The sequence below is a fragment of the Nocardia sp. NPDC050406 genome, from assembly GCF_044459025.1.
Lineage (GTDB): Bacteria > Actinomycetota > Actinomycetes > Mycobacteriales > Mycobacteriaceae > Nocardia.
The window spans coordinates 345,049-364,341 of record NZ_JBITIM010000003.1 but is presented as its reverse complement, the minus strand read 5'-3'; the positions used below and the strand labels follow the sequence as shown (position 1 = coordinate 364,341).

At 64.3% G+C, this 19,293-nt stretch carries 13 protein-coding genes; 3 read left to right on the top strand and 10 right to left on the bottom strand.

Going from position 1 to position 19,293, the window contains the following annotated elements:
• Positions 1–173: 173 nt before the first annotated feature.
• Both ACIBH2_RS25210 and ACIBH2_RS25205 read left to right on the top strand, forming a co-directional pair.
• The gene (locus ACIBH2_RS25210) at positions 174–845 is read left to right on the top strand and encodes a hypothetical protein (protein WP_397121677.1); all 672 of its coding nucleotides are present in this window, start codon (positions 174–176) and stop codon (positions 843–845) included.
• A gap of 55 nt (positions 846–900) precedes the next feature.
• Positions 901–1,455, top strand: a complete 555-nt coding sequence (locus ACIBH2_RS25205; RefSeq protein WP_397121675.1) for a hypothetical protein — start codon at positions 901–903, stop codon at positions 1,453–1,455.
• 3 nt (positions 1,456–1,458) lie between these two features.
• On the opposite strand, the gene ACIBH2_RS25200 is transcribed toward ACIBH2_RS25205, so the two are convergent.
• The 9 genes from ACIBH2_RS25200 to ACIBH2_RS25160 form a co-directional block, all read right to left on the bottom strand.
• Positions 1,459–1,971, bottom strand: a complete 513-nt coding sequence (locus tag ACIBH2_RS25200; RefSeq protein WP_397121673.1) for a YbaB/EbfC family nucleoid-associated protein — start codon at positions 1,969–1,971, stop codon at positions 1,459–1,461.
• Between the two features lie 451 nt (positions 1,972–2,422).
• Positions 2,423–2,869, bottom strand: coding sequence for a DUF4189 domain-containing protein (locus tag ACIBH2_RS25195; RefSeq protein ID WP_397121671.1), 447 nt, complete (start codon positions 2,867–2,869; stop codon positions 2,423–2,425).
• Positions 2,870–3,184: 315 nt separating this feature from the next.
• Positions 3,185–3,574 carry a hypothetical protein gene (locus ACIBH2_RS25190; protein WP_397121669.1) on the bottom strand — a complete coding sequence of 130 codons (390 nt, stop codon included), beginning with the start codon at positions 3,572–3,574 and terminating at the stop codon, positions 3,185–3,187.
• 24 nt (positions 3,575–3,598) lie between these two features.
• Positions 3,599–3,814 (bottom strand): hypothetical protein, encoded by a 216-nt coding sequence (locus tag ACIBH2_RS25185; RefSeq protein ID WP_397121667.1) that lies wholly within the window; start codon positions 3,812–3,814, stop codon positions 3,599–3,601.
• A gap of 288 nt (positions 3,815–4,102) precedes the next feature.
• Positions 4,103–5,116: a nucleoside hydrolase gene (locus ACIBH2_RS25180; RefSeq protein WP_397121665.1), complete on the bottom strand. Its 1,014-nt coding sequence runs from the start codon at positions 5,114–5,116 to the stop codon at positions 4,103–4,105.
• Between the two features lie 52 nt (positions 5,117–5,168).
• Positions 5,169–5,567, bottom strand: coding sequence for a hypothetical protein (locus tag ACIBH2_RS25175; protein WP_397121663.1), 399 nt, complete (start codon positions 5,565–5,567; stop codon positions 5,169–5,171).
• 29 nt (positions 5,568–5,596) lie between these two features.
• Positions 5,597–14,386, bottom strand: coding sequence for an ADP-ribosyltransferase (locus tag ACIBH2_RS25170; protein WP_397121661.1), 8,790 nt, complete (start codon positions 14,384–14,386; stop codon positions 5,597–5,599).
• Positions 14,387–14,441: 55 nt separating this feature from the next.
• Complete coding sequence (locus ACIBH2_RS25165; RefSeq protein ID WP_397121659.1) at positions 14,442–14,924, bottom strand: YbaB/EbfC family nucleoid-associated protein; 483 nt, start codon at positions 14,922–14,924, stop codon at positions 14,442–14,444.
• Between the two features lie 42 nt (positions 14,925–14,966).
• Complete coding sequence (locus ACIBH2_RS25160; RefSeq protein ID WP_397121656.1) at positions 14,967–15,281, bottom strand: type VII secretion target; 315 nt, start codon at positions 15,279–15,281, stop codon at positions 14,967–14,969.
• A 181-nt stretch (positions 15,282–15,462) separates the two neighbouring features.
• Here ACIBH2_RS25160 and ACIBH2_RS25155 point away from each other — a divergent pair, with 181 nt between their 5' ends.
• The gene (locus ACIBH2_RS25155; protein WP_397121654.1) at positions 15,463–17,169 is read left to right on the top strand and encodes a hypothetical protein; all 1,707 of its coding nucleotides are present in this window, start codon (positions 15,463–15,465) and stop codon (positions 17,167–17,169) included.
• 408 nt (positions 17,170–17,577) lie between these two features.
• Here ACIBH2_RS25155 and ACIBH2_RS25150 read toward each other — a convergent pair whose 3' ends face one another.
• Positions 17,578–19,140, bottom strand: coding sequence for a hypothetical protein (locus ACIBH2_RS25150; protein WP_397121652.1), 1,563 nt, complete (start codon positions 19,138–19,140; stop codon positions 17,578–17,580).
• Positions 19,141–19,293: the final 153 nt, after the last annotated feature.

Genomic DNA, 19,293 nt, shown 5'->3' with positions numbered 1-19,293 from the left:
CCGACTGTGCCACAACAGACAAGCGAACTCAACATGAACGGGGGGTGGTCATTGCTGGTACACCGGTTGAGCAGCGGCTGTCGAACGGTCGCGCCCGATCCCGGCCGGGACGGTCGAATCACGGTGATCGCGCGGCTCGCCGGGGTGATAGTGTCCCGCCGAAGGAGGTCTGCATGGGTGAGATTCCCGGAGCGAGGCAGCGACTCGACCGGTTGAGCCAATCCCTGCGCGTGCGGCTCACCGAGCTCGTCGCGCAGTTGACGCCGCAGGCCGGTAATGCCCTCTTCATGCCCGCCGAGCCCAAGGTCGTCGACTGGCACGAGCCCCTGCGCTACCAGTACTCGGCGACCGCCCGCGGTGAGCGGCCGGTCTCCGAGGACCTCGCGGCGTTCGCCGGGCGCGCGGGGCAGCTGCTGCTCGCGGCGGGGTGGGAGGCCGTCGAGGAGCGATCGGCGGACGGGGGCGTCGTCGTCACCGGCCGTCACGAGGGCAATGTCATCGAGATCCTGCTGTCGGACGACGAGCCCGGCGTGCTGTACAAGGGGCGCACTCCCGCCCTGCCGCTGAGCACCGCGACAGCGCCCCAGCGGCCCGAGCCGGTCCGGACGTCCGGCACGGTGTCGGAGGGGCATGTGCTCTGCTACGAATGCGACGGCCTCGGCTGGTGTCCGACCTGTGCGGGGCGCGGCTGGGTTCCGGATGCGGAGCGTGGCCAGCGCCCGTGCCCGGAATGCCTGCGCGAGCGAGTGTGTCCGGTCTGCCGTGGCGCGGGTCAGCTGTACATCGCCGATCTGCGGCCGTCGGAGCGAGCCATGTATCCGGAGCTGCGCGAGACGCCGAAGTAGGCTCGCAGCCGTCGAACTCGACCAATCGGTCACCACAGAGATAGGGGGAGCCCCGATGCCGAACGTCCTGCCCTTGGCGCGGACCAACGCCGAAGCGCGTCTGTTCCTGGACCTACAGCCGTGCCCGAAATGCGGTGGCGGCCGGTGCGCGTTCCGCAGCTCGGTGGTGACCGTGGACGGTGCGCTGGCCAGCCGGTACACCGGCGAGTGCGGGCAGTGCGGCGAACATCGCGTCTACGAATTCCTGCTGCCCGACCAGGTGCTGCCGCCGCCCGCCGACTCGGTTCGGTTCGGCGCCGACGATCCCTCGCAGCTCCTGGATCCCGGTGTGTGGCTGTGGTATTCGGATATGTGCGCGCAGCGCGTACCGGTTGACACCGCCGGGCTCGACGATCAGGCGCTGCGGCTGGCCCGGCACACCCTGGCCACCGCGCTCGCCGCGGTCGAGGAGGTGCTGAAGTTCGTTCCGGCGAGCTCGGACCGCATTCCCGCCTCGTCCTTCGTCTCCGCTGACGGCCGAGCCATGTACGCGCGCGAGCCCGGCAGGTTCAGCCGCGCGCGCCTGGCGGCCGTGCGCGACCACTACGCCGCGCGGCTGGCCGCCTGGTGACCGTCACCAACTGCGGTCGGTCGCACCGGTACTGCCGGTCGAACGCCACTCCTCGTAATCCTGCGAATCGGTGAAGACGACCTCGGGTTCGTTCTGCTGCTCGAGCCGCTCCCGGGAATTGGGTGCGCTCAGCGGCGCGGCCGGTATCGGCGGCGCGTGCGCCTCCACATCGGGCAGGCCCTCGATCAGCTCCGACAGCTTGGGCATTCGGCTGCGCTGATCGTTGACCGGCCGCATGACCTCCGCGGCCAGCCGCGCGACCTCGGCGGTGGCCTGCTGCGCGGCCGCGGTCACGGCCTTGGCGATCTCGTCGTAGGTGAGTTCCTCGATATCGGACGAGAACCGGGTGGCGATCACCACCCCGTCGGCGTTCACGGTCACCGTCACCCGCCCCCGCGACGCGGTGCCGCTCGCGGTCAGCCGAGCCCGCCGCTTCGAAGCCTCGGCCACCGCCCGCATCTGCTGCGTGAACTCCTCGAAGATGGCCGCCGCCTTGGCTTCCCCATGCTCTCTCACCACGCCGAACCTCTCAGCGGAAGCCGCGCTCGTTGCCGTGCTCCATGGTGTTGAGCCCCTTCTTCGACTGGTTCAACCCCTTGACGAGATTCGTGAACGACTCCGACAAATTCTCCGTATTCGTAGCCATATTCGAGCTCCCCGTGGAGAACCCCTTCGCCCCATCCGCGAACTTGCTCCCGAACTCGTCATCCCCCCAAGCCGACGCCCCCGGCGCCACCGCGATCCGAGCCCGATTGGCGATATCGCGCAACTGATCCCGAAGCGTCACGGCACTCGTCACAGGACTAGCCGCCAACTGCTCCCGATCAACCCTGACTTCCCTGGTCACAACGCCCTCCAACATCCGGCAACACCGAGCACGTGAGATCGACTGTGCCACAGCCAAAAGGTGTGCACAACATGAACAGCGGGTGTAATCAGCCGTCTTATCCAGGCAATTCTCGCGAGCTCAACCGTTGCACTGGGTCACCAGGATGTGGTGCGGGCCTTTGTTGTACTGCGGTGGGATCCGCGCCATATGCTCATCGAGATTCGCCCAGGCATTCTGCTCGGCCTCTTCCGCGGTAGCGCCAACCCCGGTCTTCTGATGCAGATGCACCGCACTCTCGGCCACCGAAGCGCACCCGTCGGTCCACGTCACCATGACCCGACACCCGTAGCTGCAATCCTGAATCGCCTGCTGCTCAGCGGACGCCTGATCCGGCTGGTTCCACGCGACGCCCCAGTTCATTCGCTTCCCGCCGGGGATACTCGGGTCGGTGACAAGCTCGCCGGTAGCGATCGCGCCGTACAGCTGCCCGTCCGGCCCGCGCTCCGCTCCGGCACTCGGCACGGCAACCGACATCAGTGCTGCGCTCGTAATCCCGACCGCAAAAGCCTTCCACAACAACGACATAGAACTATCTCCCCGTGAGTACCGACTTCGAATCGAAGCAGTTCGATCTTGGATGGACGAAGTCCGCTTTGTCCAACCAGGCAGGGTGTCGGCTAGGGAAGTATGAGTAGATAGAGACTGAGAAAAATCGCGACGGTGAGGATTGCCAGCCCTACCGCGACCGCTGCCCCGGAGGCCCCTCCCGCCGCGGATGCCGGGGAAGGTACACACTGCCCATCCCGCCCTGACCGAGCAGGCCATCGATGGTGAAATCAGAACGACTGACCCGCGCTGAGTTGAACCACGACACCCCCTGCTAATCGAGGTCATGTCATATCAGAAGTAAGTCTGGATCGCGGCATCGAACTTCGCGTCCGCCACATTGACGTCGCTGTCGGGCACGTAGTTTCGAGCGCGCACGTGGACGAGAAACGATTCGGGGATAGCCAGCGGATGGTGTGCCAGATAGTGGATGGAGTCCACCCGCCAAATCCACTCCCCATCCGAAACCAGTGATTGCCCGCTACCGATGCCATTACTCCCGCCTAGTAGATCCGGCGCGGACCCCATGACATCGAAAACTGGCGTACCAGCTTTCATATACTCGATCACCCGCTCCCGATCCTCGACCCCCTCCGCGGTACGAGACTCGTGCAGCGACGGAAGATCCTGTCGCACAGCCCGATACATCTCCCGGTAAATGCCGACCGGCTTCAGCGTGGACATACTCGAATTCCCCTTCGATCTCGACTAAACGGCGGACTCACGACGAACATCCAGGATGTTCGTGGCCGGAACAAGAGTGATGATCTGCAAAGTTGGCGCGGCGGCGTCCGGGAAAAGATTGAACGCCTCATCGAACAACGGGCTGGTATGCGCGATCACTCCCACAATCTCGGTCCCCTCGACGATCGGCCGACCGTTTCGAAAAGCCACGCCGTACAGCAACCCACCCACCCGCTTCACCCACCGACGCTCGTCGACACCGCAACGGACAACTGCCCCATAACGAAATCCCTCCGCCCCTGCTCCGACCTGAAGGATTCTAACCACGCGTCCAGTTTGCGGTCGGCCCTACCAATCCCACCAGATCGCCAAGCCCGCGAGGCCGAGCCTCGCCGCGCCGCGGCACCACCGGGAACCCGGATGGCGACCTGATCCGGTGGATTTCCGGAACGAAGTGATCGCAGGCGGCTGGCCAATTCGACAATCTCGGTATCGGTCAACGCTCGCCATTCCCTCACGCGGTACCCCTTATCCGCCCCGATTGTCGGGTGTGATCACCCGACGTCGCAGGATCGACTGCGCCAAACGCTTTTGCAGCCATGTGCGAAAGGAGGCGTAGTTGACTTTGTGGACCAGGAAGACGGTGTGTTCTCCGGGCATCATGCGGCCGGAATCGTCCAATCCCACGCCGGTGAGCGTGAAGCGCAGGAACGGCAACAGCATGGCCTGGGACAGTGCCATGGCGTCGTGCTGCATGGAGCCGGGATGAAAATTCGCGAACCATTGGTCGAGGTGTTCTCGGATCAATGTCCACGGTCCATCGGCGTGTGTCAGCAGCTCGTATTCCGGTGATGCGGTGGTTATTTCGTTCTCGGCGTGGAACGTGACGTTGGACGGCACGATCCACATGCGCGGGTTGGCGGCCAGGACGGTGCGTGCGGCTGGTACGTCGAGCCGGATGTTGTGCTCGGCTCTGTCCGCATGCCGATCGTGCGTGCCGCCGCCCATTTGGGTGATCACCAGGCGGGATGTGTATTCGGGCAGCCGGTTGATGATCGTGGCGAGATTCGACATCGGTCCGATTCCCAGCCAGCGCACCTTGTCGTCGGCTCGGTCGAGTACGTCGCGTACTGCAGAGATGACATCGCGCTTCTGCTCGGGAACATCCGTGGGCGTGAGTCCTTCTGCCGCCCAGTAGTTTTCGTTTCCCAGATCGATTCCAGCGACGACCGGTACCTCTGGTCGCCCGAGCAGATCCAGGAGATGGCGAGCGAGCCGGGCGCGACGCCCACCGTGCTCGTCGCTGGTGATTACGAGGGCCAGCTCCGGCAGGTCGGCCGCGACGGCGAGGGCCACCGCGTCATCGGGATCGCCGCCAATGTCGGTATCGATGATCAGGGGCATCGCCGATGGGGGCGGCAACAGGTCGGGGTTGGCCGCCAACCGATTCGCGGTGCCGGTCAGCCCGATGCTCCGCGCCTGTTCCACCAGCGCATCCCGCAGCTCGTTCGTGGGCAGCTCCGGGTTCTCGGGCGCTGTCATCAAGGTGCCTTCCAGTGTGAATTCGGTCAGGTCCGGCCACGAACCCGCTGACTCAAACGTACAAATCCTTCGCCTTCAGGATCTCGATGACCCGCTTGTTGTGGGCGGCACGGCGCTCCCGCTCCTCCCTGGCCTGTTCGGGATCGTCGAAGTGCTGGTGCACCATAATGAGATTCTCCAGCCGCGTAATCGTGCCGTCCGCACGGATCCGGCAGTGCGAGGAGGTTTCCCCGTTGTTGCCCTTCTTGTGGTAGTCGAGCAAATAGCCGTCCTCGTCGCGCCCTGCCCGGACCGCAATGCGTTCGCGCGGCGAACCGTTCGGCGCATCCAATCCTATTGAGACTCCCAGCGGGAGTGGGTCCGGGAGGTCGGCGATGTGGGTCGTCACTGGGGTCAAGGCTGCGACGAAGATGTCCCGCACCTGATCGGGCACCACGTCTTCGGACGTCATATGCGGCTCCTGTTTTTCTTGATTAGTTCTCATGGCGTGGCCGTGCTCGCAGGTCCGGCCGATCCAACGATCTCGAGATCTATGACGTAGCCTGTCGTTCCGTCCCGGAACACATAGGGGGTCACATTCTCGACCCGCACAACCTTACCGGCCGGTAAGAGCAGCTCGCGGCCAGGATTGGGCGGATCCTTGTAGTGCAGGCCGTCCGCGAAGTCGGAAATGTCGTAGGCTACGCCGCCCCGGATCGTGAACAGGATGTTTTCCCCGGGCTGTCCCCACCATGTCCCGCCGACTTCACCAGCAACCGAGGTGAACGCGTTCCAGTCGATGACAGCACCTTTGGTGTGCTTCGCGAGGAAGTCAGGCAGATCCGAAGGATCGATGGACAGTGACCTGAACAGTTCGGGAACTACGACCGGGGGAAGCTTGCTCAAGGATTCGATGACCGCCTGCCGCAATTCATCGACGGAGTCGACGTCCTGTTCTTCTCGCAGTCGACGGTTCAGCTCTTCGTAATAGAGTTTGGTGGTGTACAGGTCGATGACCAGTACGTCGCCCTGGGGAATGCCGTATTGGCGGGCCAGACCCTCGAGGTCGGGCAGGTAGCGTTGGCGGCTGCGGTCGTTGTGGTTGTCAACGATGTACTCGACGGCGACTTCCCTGCTCACGCCGAACTTCTCCAGCGCCTGGATCAGCTTGCGCGGCACGATCGCGTCGACTTCGGCGAAGGTGACATCGCGACGAGGCACCGCGTCCGCATCGGCGTGCTCACCGCGCAGCGGCAGTCCCTCGTTATCGGTGCGCGCGGGCGAAGGACGTCGCAGACCGATCTCGTCGGCCAGGGCGTCGATGTCGAGACCTGCTTCCGTCAGCAGTGCCCGGCGTTGCATGGCCGGGCCGTCGTTGCGCAGGACCTCCTTACGCTTTCGCAGCACGCCCGCCTTCTCCAACTCGGTGCGCAACTTCGCCTTGACGGCCGCAGGGTCGACACCGGGTCGGTTCAGGTCCTCGCGGAGTCCCTCGATGCGCTCGATACGGTCGACATCGGTGCCGGTAAGTTCTCTTGCCGGGCTGTCTGGAGCTAGCGCGTCACGACCGCCTGTGCGGAGCCGTGCGGCGTCGCGAACCGCCTGCGCATCTGGGTCGAGTGCATTCTTGTCCGGAGTTTGTTCGTGCCCAAGAACATCCCAGCCATCCCGGTTTTCGTGCTGCTGTGGAAGAGGGCCGTCGGCCTCCTGAGCCGGATTGTGGATCGTGGGTGCCGGGGTGGTGCCGTCCGGCATCGCGGGCCTGAAGACCTTCCAGTTCCCGTTCTCGGGTATCACCGCTGGCGAGTTGGGCGTGGAGCGCACACCGACGGCGTCGGTGGGTGCGAGCACTGGAACGCCGAGAGCGTCGGCGATTTGCTGAGCGAAGCCGATGTCCATGCCCGAGAAGCAGCACAGCAAGCGAATGGGGGTACCGGGTACGTAGTGCGGGTTGTTGCGGATAGCGTCGATGACCTGCTGCGGCGTGATCTCGGCATTGCCATCGGCGGTGGGACTACCGAAGCGGTTGCCGTGGACGACGACGTCATGGGCACCGTCGTTGCGTACGTTCCGGAACGCGCGTTGGACCTCAGGTGAGTCGCCGATGGCAGTGCGGTCAGGGGCGTGCTGGACCGGCGGGTCGATAGCCGAATCGGAGAGCGGATCGAGGGTCTGATCGCCGTCGACCGCGCTATCGCTGGGGACGCCCTGGTCGGGAGTGTTCGTGTCCGGCGCTTGCGGGAGCTCCCGGACTTCCTCGGGATTGACCCGCTTCTCCGGTCCGTTGTCCGGATTCCCCTCGGACGGCAGCGAAATTTCCCTCGCCGGGTTCGGATGGGTATTCGCGAACTGCTCGACAAACGCCTTCTTGTCGGCGAGAGTTGCGCCGCTGTCGCTGTACTCCCGCCAGACCTGGTCGGCCTCTTCGCTGTCGAGACCGGCCTGGTCGATGAGTTTGGCGAGCGCTTTCACCTCCGCTTTGTCCGCTCGGCGGACGAAGGAATCCATGACCTCGGCGAATTTGGGGTTTACCGCTGGGTCGCCCCCGACCCAGGCGCGCACCTGGTCGACATAGTTGTCATATCCGGCCTGCAGATCGGCGTCCACGTCGAATCCCGCGGCGCGGCGTGCGGCGATGTCGTGTGCGATCTGTGCAATTGGCAACAACGCAACACGTTTGGCTGCCTCGCGGACCAGCGGATCCGAGAAACGATCCGACACATTGGCAGGGTTCAGCCCGACCAGTGGATCGGTTTCGAAACGTTGCAGCTCCTGCGACGGGCGTCCTTCGAGGCCAATGGATTTTGGACTGCCAAGCGGGCCGTGGAAGATCTCTTCGATCGAGCCCAGCGCATCCTGCTGCTGGAAGGTGCGGGCCGGATCGGCTGGCATCTCGCTGACCGGATATCCGTTGTTGCCGTTCTCGACATCGAGATCGAGGGCGTAGCCGAGCTTGTTGTCCGGATGCGGGTCCACGGGGGACGCCGCGTAGAACATGAAGTGACCCTGGAAAGTCGTCTCCGGGAAGATCGCGTTCAGCAGCTCCTGAACGGTGCCCTTGTAGCTGGTATCGACGAGGGCTACGTCGGAACCCGGCTCACCGATAGGGATCCCGAGTTCCTGAAAGTAGGCCGTCAGACGCGCGAACGCGCCGTCCACCGACTCCGGATCAACCTTGCCCTTGGTATTGCGGAACCCCTCGACATCGGAGGCATCCAGACCGGCGTTCTTCTCCAGATCCTGCACCGCGGTTTCCACCAGCGCTCGCGAGAGCGTGACCTCGTGCCCGTGTCTCGCGAAGAACTCCGGATCCAGCTGGCTCATGGCCATGGCCAGGCTGTGCCCGTCGCGCCCAAGGAACACCACCTTCAGATCCGGGTTCGCAGCAACCGCGGCTTTGAGATTGGCCAGCATGTCACTGGCGACCTTCACGATGAATGGGGCGGCATTGTCGCGGGCCGCTTCGAAGACGTCCTGAAGAGCTTGGCGCTGTTCGGGATCGGTGATGCCCATCCGATCGGCGATACTCGCGACGGTCGTGGTGCCATCGATATCGGTGAGTATGGACGCCGGATCCGGATGGGACGCCAACACCTCGTCGAGATGGGCGTCGAACTCAGGCGCGGTACTGCGGTCGGTATCCGGTTGCCGCCCATCATCCGAATTTTCCGTATCGGGCGGCGGGTCGGCGAGTGTGTCCCAGTCCGTGCGGGTTTCGGCGTCGACAGGGAGGGGTCCGCCGGGCTGCTGGGTCGGCACCCATGGTCGGGGCTGTGGGGTGGTGCCGTCTTGTTGGGTCGGTTGGAAGATCCGCCAGGGAGCGTCGTTGCTGACGGTGGCCGGGGAATCGGGGGCGTTGCGGACGCCGACGAGGTCGGTGGGGGCGAGGACAGGGCTGCCGAGTGCGTCGGCGATTTGCTGGGCCCAACCGATGTCGCTGCCGGAGTGGCAGGAGATGAGCCGGATGGGTGTCCCGGATTCGTAGTTCGGGTTGTTGCGAACAGCCTCGATGACCTGTTCGACGGTAAGTGGCCTGCCGTGCGAGTCGATCGGCCGACCGAATTCGTCGGTATGCAGGATGACGTCGTGCGCGCCTTCGTTGCGCAGGTTCTGGTAGACGCGTGCGATGTCGGGTCCGGAACCGATGGCGGTGCGGTCGGGACCGTGTAGGACCGAGGGTGTAGTCGGAGTGTTTTCCGCGGGAGAGGTGTGCTCGGGTTGTGCGGGGTCGACGGACGACGAAGTTGGAGGTGTGGTCGTCGGCTGGGATAGCTGTGAGCCAGGCTGCTGGTCCGGGGCAGATGGCTTCGGTGCTTCGGTAGCGGGCGGGGTGGGTTGTTGGGTCGGGATGTCCATGGCAGCGAGGTCGAGCTTGACCGTCGGTGCGTTTGCCAGGGCCGCATCCGGCTGTGGTGCGGTGACTTCCGGCGTAACGATGGGGAGTTCGACCGTTGGTGCGTTGGCCAGGTCCAGCGCGTCTTGTTCGGGGTGGGTGGTCGGCTGATCTGTCGATGGCTGCTGTGCCGGGGTCTGCTGTTCGGTGGCGAGGTCGGCCGCGGTGGGAAGCAGCAGCTTGTAGTTGTCCTGGATGATGCCGAACAGTTCGGGGTCGTGCTGTTCGAGCAGTTGGTAGGGGATATGTGAGTGAGCGGGGTCGAACAGGCCGAGGGTTTCGAGCAGTGCGCCGAATTCCCTACGCAGGTGCGGAAGTTCGGCGGTGCGCGCGGGGTTTTGGTAGGCCTCGGCCAACTGGTCGACCAAGTCGCCCATTTGCTCGAAGCGGTTGATCAGGTGCGGGGTCAGGGTGTCCGGACGGTCATCGAGGCGATCGGAAACTTCGGTTTCCGGGAGAATGACCTCACACTTGAGCAAGACATGGATACCCAGGTAGCCCGGACCCCCGGGCCTGAGGACCACGTCGGTGATCCGGTACTGGACGCCCTTTGCCAGCAGGAACTCGTTCTCCCCCGGGCTTTCGCTCAGATCATTGCCGATCCAAAGGCCAGGCGTACCGGCGGGGAGGTCGATCTCCATTCTGACGTTGCCCGGGAACAGTGCGTACGGTGACAGACTGGTCGACATATAGGCACGTTCGGTCTGCTCGGTGTTCTTCAGCAGTCGAGGGTCGCCGCCGCCGAACGGATTACCGAGACTGTCGACCAGTGCCTGGAGTCCGGCCGAATTTATGTTGCGGCAGACTCGGATCGCCCGGGGGATAGGCCGGTCCGTGGCCTGATCCAATGCCGCCTGCTGTTTGTCGAGAAGTTCCTCGGTGGGGCGGGCTCCGAAATACTTGTGCATTTCGTCCCACTTCCTGGCCTTCCGTACCAGTTCCTGCAGCGCCGTCGAAGGATCGGGTGCGTTGAATACGGACTCGATCGCAGCCCTCAAGGTCGGGTCGACGTCGGGCTGCTTCAGCTGTTCCACGAGATTTGGCAGCGTTGTTGGGGCGAACGGGTTTTCGAACAAATCAGGATGCTGCCGCATCAGCTGATTGAGTTCGGCCATTTCTGCCAACAGGGCGGCTCTGTCCGGGTGTCGCAGAAACTCGTTGATCTTCGACCCTTGCGTGTACTTCCGAACCTGGTCCCGCTGCTCCTGGGTCAAGTCATCCCGCAGCGGGGCGAGTACCCGCGCGCCGTAGTCGTAGCCCGCCTCTGCGTCCTCGAATTCGATGGGAGGCTCGTGGTCCGTGGCGGGTTCGACGTCCTCTGCTGGCTGGACGTCCGGTTCTGGTGTGACCACCGGCTCCAGCGCTTCGAGGACCGGCTGCAGGTCGCGGTCGACCATTGCGTTTTCGAGCTCGGATGCCAGGCGCGAGTCGAAATTGTCGAGTAGCGACCGGATCGTCGTCGCATAGTCGGGATCGGTGAAGCCGAGGTGATCGATCAGGCCCGCGAGATCCTCACGGATTCCGGGGAGTTCGTTCGCCGGGTCGCGCGTGACGGTGGCCATGCGCATCCGCAGGATCAGGTAGTCGAGTTCGGCGAAACGCCCACCGAGGTGGGTGGTCATGCGGGTGGGGCGTTCGGTGACCGGGTCGATGTCCACATCGGGTCCCGGATTCTCCCTGAGCTGGATCTCCACGAGCTCGTGGGCGATCGCGCGCAACACGTCCTGGTCTCGGGCACGGGAGGACAGGGTCACGTCGTAGCCGGAACCGTCAGGGCGCTGGTGGAATTCGGCCACGGCGTTATCGGTGGTCGGCCCGACGGTCAGCGCTACGGCGACGGTCTCACCGTTGACGGTGATTTCGAACTGCTGGGTGGAGGGATTCCACGCGATGTTGTCGAAGATCAGGAACTTGCCGTTGGTGCGAATCTGGTCGAGGACTTGCTCTCTGGTGAGATCCGGCAGATTGCTCGGCCGGGCATCACCGTGGAAGTCCCTGACCGGACTCGCCGTACTACGCTCTTCGGGTGTATCGATGGTTTGTAAGGAGTCAGGTGCGAGCGTGGCCCGTTGCGGGCCAGGCTCCGCGTTCTCGCCGTTTCGTGGATGCGGAGATCCACCGCTCTGCCGCGGGCTCCCTGGGGTCAGTCCCGGCTGATCAGAATCATCCCGGCCGACGGTCTGGTCGGACTCGTCACGTCGATCTGCAACGGGATCAGGGTCGGATCCGTCTTCGAGATCAGTTGATCGATGCCGCGGACTTTGACTGTCGCCCTGGTCTTTTCGTCCTGGAGCGTCACGGGTGGACTGATCTGGCCTGCCAGCAGGTGGCCGACCGCGATCGCCATCAGGCCCCGATGATTGATCGTGAAGACTTCCTTCACTTCGAACCAAATCGCTGTCTGCACGGGAACCGTCCTCGGGGGACGCCTGGGTAGGCGTCGTCGTGGTGTCTTGGTCGGACTGTGGTGAGTTCTGTTCAGCGGGTGTGTTTTCGCCCGGCGTGATGAGGCCGGAGGCGATCGCCAGGTCGAGGGTGGTGTAGTGGAGGAACCGGTATTTCTCCTGGGTGAGGAGCTCGGCGAGTTTTTGGTCGGATGCGGAGACCTGCATGCCGGGGACGGGGGTGCCGTTGGGGTGTATGCCGAGTTGCCTGAGGGTTCGGGCGAAGTCCCGGCGGAGGTGGGCGAGTTCGGTGCGGGCGGAGGGGGTTGGGTTTTGGTAGGCGGCGGCGATCTTCTGGATCTGCTCGAGGATCTGGTCGAAGCGTGCGTCGGGGTCTGAACTGAGGGGCTGCGGGCCGTCGGTGCGGGCCGGGGTGGTGTCCGTGTCCGTATCGGGCTTGGCGTCAGTGTCGGATTCGGACTCGGTTTCGGTATCGGCTGAATCCTGGTTGGAGGGCTTGCCCGTTGTGCTCGGCGCGGGGGTCGAGGGTTTCGGTGTAGCGGGAGCCGGGGTGACGGGGACGGCATCGGCGTCAGCCGGGATGGATTGTGCTGTTTGCTGCTCGGTGGAAGCCGTGGTTTCGGTGCTGGGGGCTTCGACACCGGTGCTGGCGGTATGCAGCCCGGATGGGTGCGCCGTAGTGGTGCTGTCGATCGCGGCGCGAGATGTGGTGCCGGTGTTCGCGGTGGGTACGGGTGTGCTGCCGTCGACCGAGGGGACTCCGGCGCGGGTACCGGCCGGATCGGTGGCCGGGGTCGGGTTGGCTGCCCGAGTGTTGTTCGGAGTGGTGGTGCTCGGTGTAGCGCCAACTGGTGCAGCGGATTTCGGGGACATCGCCGCGGTCGCGGTGGATGGCGACGCGGAGGGGGCGGCGCTCGGACTCGCTGCGGGTGTGGTGGTCGCCGGGTTGCCATTCGACGTGGCGACGCCAGCGGGTTGTGCCGTTGTGGTGGTGTCGGTGCCGGGTATTCCGGCGGGGGAATCGGGTGCGTTGGCGGGATTCCCTTCCGTGGTGGAGCCGGGTTTTTCCGATGTCGATGTCGTGGTGTCCGACGGCCCCTGCGTGGTCGTTTCGGTACCGCCGACGGAAGCGTCCGGGCTGCCTTCGGGTTTGGCGTTGCGGGTGTCGACCGGAGCGCCGGTGTTGTCGGTGTTTGTGGTGGGGGCGTCGGTCGCCGACGTATCGGTATTGGTGTCGGCGGTCGGCGCGTGATCGCCGCCGAATTCGGTAGCCGCAGCTGGAGCGATTTGCGGTCCGCCGTCTGGTGATTGGGTGGTCGCACCCGGCGATTGCGTTGTGGTATCAGGTGATTGGGTGTTCGCGCCCGGTGACTGGGTGTTTGCACCCGGCGATTGTGTTGCGTTGTCGGGCGATTGGGTGTTCGCGCCCGGCGACTGAGCTCCGGTGTCGGGGTTGCCGGTGGTCGGATTATTGGTCGGGGCGGTGGTGTCGGGGTTTCCGGGTTGCCTAGGGGAGGGACCGCTGCCGTCGACGGCGGGGCCGGGTTGTGTGACATTGAATTCAGACTGTCCGAAATACCCGCGCACCGCGCCGGGTCCTGCCCCCGACAGCGCACCGCCGGTCAGGGAGCGAGGGTCGAACTCGCCGAAACCGCTTCCGGCCCAAGCGGCGAGCGCTCCGGCGGCACCGGCGACACTGCCGGTGAGTGCGCCGTTGAGTGCGCCCTGTAATTTCCCGCCAGCGGTGGGCAGGATGCTGTTCATTCCGAAGCCGACACCGCCGCCGACACCGCCAGCGAAGGCGGAGATGGCGGCGTTCTTCTTGATCGCGTCCCAGTCGTACTTGTCGATGTGGCCTTGGTTCTTTTGGATGGTTTGGACGAGCATCTCCTGGGAGGTGCCCTGGAGCGTCTCCTGGATGGCTTCCTGACCGATTTCCCAAATGAGTTTGGGGGTAATGCGTTTGAGCACATTGGGGGTCATGTGCCGCATGGTCAGCATGGCGATTCGCATGCCGAGTTTTTGGCTGATCTTTCGGAACACAATGCGGGCGGTGGCGAGGATGGCCGATTGGAGCGCGGGGGCGAACGGCCCCGACGCGGCCGCCCACGCGAGTTCGGCGATCAGCCAGGCACCGGCGATATAGAAGTTGAGTTTGGCCGCCTGCAACGCGTCGCCATGACCGTCTGCGGCTTTGCCCAGATTGCGGTAATTGTCAGCGAATTCGGTGAGCGAGCCGTTCTTCTCGGCACCGGTGCCATCGCGTAGCGGTGTCAGCCATTGCAGAGTTTGCTCGGCACCGGTGCCTGCGGGGTAGGCGTCACCGACCTGATTGATGAGCTGGCCGACGTCATCGATGAGTTGGTCGACCTGCTTCGCGACCGCTTCGAAGTCGCGGCCCATCTGCCACATGAGGTCTTCGTTGCCGTGCGGCCAGTCCGAACCGACCACCCATTCCAGCCACTCCAACCACGACGGAAACTTCAACGCCACAGCAAACCCCCGCTATCAGACGGCAGACAACCGTCTTGCCGTCAGATCCCCGCCATCAACGGCCGGTGTCCGTGATGCCGCCGCGCTGGTTGGCCCAGTCGTCGTAATCCACCGCGTCCGCGTATTCGTCTGCTGCGCTGGTGGTTTGGGATTCGGCATCCCGTCGGTGCGGCGGGGCGAGTGAGGCCGGGATCGATGGTGCGTCGAAATTCAGGTCCGGTGCGTCTTCGAGCAGGTCCGGCAGCTTCATCATCGTCGCGCGCTGTTCGGCGAGCGGCTCGATGAGTTCCTGCGACTTCCGCGCCATCTCCGCGGCAGCCTTCTGAGCGGCCTGCGTCATCGCGTTGGCGATGTCGTCGTAGGAGAGATCGTCGATATCGGAGGAGAAGCGCGTCGCGATCACCACACAATCCGCGTTGACGGTCACCGTCACCCGGCCGCCTGCCGTGGTCGCACTCGCGGTCAATTGGGCACGCTGCTTCGCCATGTCCCGGATGGCCCGCAGATGCTGCGTGACATCTCCCAGCAGCGACTCCATATCCAGGTCGCCAGGTTCCCCAACCACAGCTCGTCCCCTCGCCTACTTGAAGCCGTCGCGGTTGGTCTGCTCGGTCGCCTGCACAACGTTCGCGGTGGTGATCAGGCCCTCCGCGAGCTTGCCGAATGTGGTCGCCATGGTGTCCGCGCTGGTGGCCATATTGCCGCTGCCCTCGGCGAAACCCTCTGCGCCGTCGGCGAATTTACTGCCGAACTTGTCGTCACCCCACGCCGCCGACCCCGCCGCGGCCGCCAGCCGAGCATCGGCGGCAAGCGCGCTGAGGCGATCACGAATCTCGTCCGCCGTCGTAGCGGCGGTCCGCAGATGCTGCGGATCGACCACAATCTTTTCAGCCATCTGGTCCCTCCCGAACCTCACCAGCGGCGCTGAACCGTGACACCGCGCGATCAACTTTGTCATGAGGAACTCGATCAGCGCAAAGGGAAGTCCTCGCTCGCGTGGAGGGGATTGCGCGCGGTTACACTCGCGTCGACGGAGCGGCGCGCCGTGGGAGTGCTGAAAGCGAGGGGTGGCGGGAATGTGGCGGGATGCCAGGCTGAACAACTATGACCTGTGGACCCGACATCCGGTCGCCTATCTTCCGATTACGCTGGGCGACAAGCTGCTCGGCTATCTCTGGGGCGGCAAGTCCGGTGCCGCGGCGGGCATCTTCCCGCCAATCGTGCGCACCGATCCCGATCCGGCCGTGTCGGTTCACTGGTTCGACAATCTCAAGGAGTGCTACCGGCAGCGGTTGACGCCTGTCGAGGCGCTCAGATACTGGGTAGGCAAGCCCGAACATCCCCAATATGGCGGGATCAGCGGCGACGCCGAACTCGGCGAGGCGGCATCCATTCAGGAGTTGTTCGAGAGTCTGAATCGCCTTGGTTCGCACGCTGCGCCCCTGGGCGACGGCCCGCTCGTCCAGGACGGCACCTACCCGGATGGCACCCCGGCCGAGAAAGATCCGGACGCGGAACCCGTTCTTCCCCTGTGGCTTCCCGGCTACGCCAGCACGACCACCACGCCGATCGAGTACCTGCCGATCGAGCACCTGCACCGCGGTTACCTTCGTCCGGAAGTGCGCGATCGCAGGATCCTGGGATACATCTGGGCGTCGACCACCGAGGACGCCGCCGGATACCTGCCTCGCACCTCGGCGGGCAGGAGAGGCGACTATGCCGGGGATCTGTGGCGGGAACGCTTCCGGCGTTGTCGCACCGACGGTTTGTCGGCGATCGAAGCCTTGCGGCGTATTCGCCACATGCCCAACAAACCTCCCAAGTACTTCGGTGAGATCGACACCGGACGGGCGGAGAAACATGCCGCCAGTCTCAGCGAATTGCAGTGGATCGAGAAACAACGACCGGCACCGACGCCGCGACCGCAAGCGACCAGAGCCACTGTCCGATCCCGCTATGACGTGTGGACCAGCCGACCCCTCGCCTATCTCCCGGTGACGTTGGGCGACACCCTCATCGGTTACCTATGGGGATCGGACGAGAGCAACGCCGCAAACTTCTTCGCTCGCGAAGAGTCCGGCATCGACGCTCTATGGTCCGCGTCCTATTGGCACGACAGGCTCAATGAAACCCACCTGCTCGGCTTGTCTCCAGTCGAGGCGATCAAACACTGGATCGGAAAGCCCGCTGATCCCAAGTACGGCGGCATCGCCGCCGACGCTGAACTGGGCGAGGCGCGCAGCGCTTCCGCACTATCGCAAATGCTGCGGAAACTGTCCCCCGAGTTGGCTCAGGGGAAACCTCTCGCGCGTAATGGGCACGACAGTTCGCCACAGAGGCTGCACCCCACCGAGACGCCGTTTGGCCAAGCCCCGCAAAGCGCCCCCCTATTGAGCGATTCTTATAACGACCCCGACAACCGCTGGGGTTCGCTGCAATCGGCACCCCGACGCCCCTATTCCACTGAAACCACCGCACCCATCGTCTACTTGCCGGTCACCCGCTACGACACGCTGTACGGATACTTGTGGGTCTCGCTCAGCAATGACGCCGCTGGCTACCTCGACCGCGTCGCAATGGGCGTAGAGGGTTCGAAAGTAGGCGCTTTCTGGCTCTCCTGCTGCATCGACGCCTACACCGACGGCCTGTCACCCCTCGAGGGTTTCCAGCGCATCCGCAACCTCCGCGCCCCGTCGTACGACCTCTACGGCGAAGTCGAATCCAAGCATCGCGCCAGAATCATGCACCTCGAACTGCTCCGCCGGATGGCCGAGGAGCAATGATCGATCAGACGGCATCGATGAGAACCACGAGGGAGCCGTAAGGCTCACCTATCAGGTGCCCGAGGATGTCCCGTTCAGCCCGCGTCGGAACCAATCGGGCATGTTGCTCGTCCGACCGCAGGAACCATTGGTTCTCGGTGGCAAAATCTTTGGCCGTTGGAGCCGTTCTGAACCGCGGCTCCCGATCGCGGTTGTACTGAATCTCGAAGCGCCTAGGCGGATCCAGAATGTACTCGAATTTGACCCATGACCCGAGCCCCTCGGCGTACATACCCTTGCGAAGCTACTGAAACTTGCGCCAAATCTCCTGCGGTACTCGAGATCGATCGCTATCGTGTTCGGCCCTCGGCCCTCGGCCCTCGGCCCTCGGCCCTCGGCCCTCGGCCCTCGGCCCTCGGCCCTCGGCGATCAAGTTCCGGTGATTGTTCGGACTGCTAGCTCCCTTGTCCGGTCGTCGATCATTTCGAGCCGGAAGTTGCGGGCGACGACATGGCGAACGAGTTCCGGCTCTGGCGGCACACCATGTTTGATGAGGTAGTGCGGGACGGCTCCCGACCATATCCACACTCCGTCGGTGAAGTAGCTCAATGGCACATCCCGCTCCCCAGGGGCGAATTCGTCTTGGTCCATGCTGCGGGCCGCCAGCACCAGCGGAGCGGACTCCAAGTATGCGAGCAGGGCGTCACGCAACTTCGGATCGAGCGGCGGACGCTCGACAACTGGTTGCCCAGCGTCATTGCGACTGTCGTAAACCCGCGCCATGCGGAGTCCTGCCGTAGGGCTGGGTGAATTTCCCGGAGCCGCAGCGGCGCTCGGCGTCGCATAGGGACCGGCGATCGGTGGTGCGAAGGCCGGTGTGTTCGGTGGTGGGAAGGTCGGAGTCCGACCAGCCTCGCGATTCGTCGCCAGGCTGACAACGACCGCACCCAGGGACACCACCACGGCTGCCAACAGAACCCACGCTCCCACCTCGAGTTCGGTGAGGAGTTGCTCCTTGGCGAAATCGGAGTCGAGGAAATAGGGAGGTATCGCGGCTAGCACACTGGTCAGGATGGTGCCGAACATCAGGCCAGCGGCCATCGGTCCAGCGGTTCGTACTTGGGGCCAGCGCCGCGCCGTGCCAGCTATCAGCAGCATCGACACTGTGAGGGCGGTCAGGCCCACGAGCACGAGGAAGATCCCCATGAGGGGGGTCGTACCGTCGCTATGGTCGTAGTTGTGCCATAGGTTGGAAAGCGCGAAGTCGTCTATATCCAGAAACGAGCCGCCGACTGCCAATACTGTTGCGACGATGAGGAATACGGCCGCAGCCGCATCCGGACCTCGCCGGTTTGGCATAGCGGATTGGGGCGCATCCAGGGGAAGATTCCGACCCGTCGCGACCACGCTGGTCACCATCGTCACGAGCGAAAGCAGTGCGGCGACGACCAACAGCCAGAAACCGGCGTTGAGGTATTCGGCGAGATCGAAGTTCGGGAATCCCTGAGTGATGGTGATCAGATCGAGGACCTCGGTCAGAGCGAATCCCGCCGCGATACCCGAGGCGAGCGCTCCCAATGAGCGAACGCCTCGACTGTTGACACCGCGTCCCATGAGCAAGAGCGCTCCGGCCAGGGCGGCAATGACGGCGCTCAGGATGAACGCGACACCGACCATTCGCGGTTCGTAGCCGGTATCTTCGTTGCCACGTTGCCAGGCCCACCACCCGGTTCCCCCAGCGCCGAACCCAGCCAACTGAACGAAGGCTGCGATGGCGACCGAACCGGCGACACCCAGTAACAGACCGCCGGTTACCCTCAGCATCCCATCCGGTCGACGAGGAGACCTGGTCGGCGCTGCGGTCGCGTGATGCGATGCGGATGGATTCGGAACGGTCCCACCGCCGTACGGATCAAGGAGCGTGGGACCTTGGTCCGGGTAGTAGTGCGGAATATTCGAGTCGGGCGTGCCGGTCTGATGCGGGCTGCTCACCCAGGGAACACTATGCGATTCCGCGTCGCCACCGCACATCGTGCGGGCACTGGACGCCACTCCAGCTCGAGCTGGTCGAGTCACGGCCATTGGCGCTGGACGAAGTCGTGGGGCAAGATTGGACGCGATCGAGGTCGGTTGCGCGATTGAAAT

What these genes read in the sequence shown, in the direction of transcription:
- ACIBH2_RS25210 (WP_397121677.1), top strand. Translation starts at nt 174, where the DNA reads ATGGGTGAGATTCCCGGAGCGAGGCAGCGACTCGACCGGTTGAGCCAA.
- ACIBH2_RS25205 (WP_397121675.1), top strand. Translation starts at nt 901, where the DNA reads ATGCCGAACGTCCTGCCCTTGGCGCGGACCAACGCCGAAGCGCGTCTG.
- ACIBH2_RS25195 (WP_397121671.1), bottom strand. Translation starts at nt 2,869, where the DNA reads ATGTCGTTGTTGTGGAAGGCTTTTGCGGTCGGGATTACGAGCGCAGCA.
- ACIBH2_RS25190 (WP_397121669.1), bottom strand. Translation starts at nt 3,574, where the DNA reads ATGTCCACGCTGAAGCCGGTCGGCATTTACCGGGAGATGTATCGGGCT.
- ACIBH2_RS25180 (WP_397121665.1), bottom strand. Translation starts at nt 5,116, where the DNA reads ATGACAGCGCCCGAGAACCCGGAGCTGCCCACGAACGAGCTGCGGGAT.
- ACIBH2_RS25175 (WP_397121663.1), bottom strand. Translation starts at nt 5,567, where the DNA reads ATGACGTCCGAAGACGTGGTGCCCGATCAGGTGCGGGACATCTTCGTC.
- ACIBH2_RS25165 (WP_397121659.1), bottom strand. Translation starts at nt 14,924, where the DNA reads ATGGAGTCGCTGCTGGGAGATGTCACGCAGCATCTGCGGGCCATCCGG.
- ACIBH2_RS25160 (WP_397121656.1), bottom strand. Translation starts at nt 15,281, where the DNA reads ATGGCTGAAAAGATTGTGGTCGATCCGCAGCATCTGCGGACCGCCGCT.
- ACIBH2_RS25155 (WP_397121654.1), top strand. Translation starts at nt 15,463, where the DNA reads ATGTGGCGGGATGCCAGGCTGAACAACTATGACCTGTGGACCCGACAT.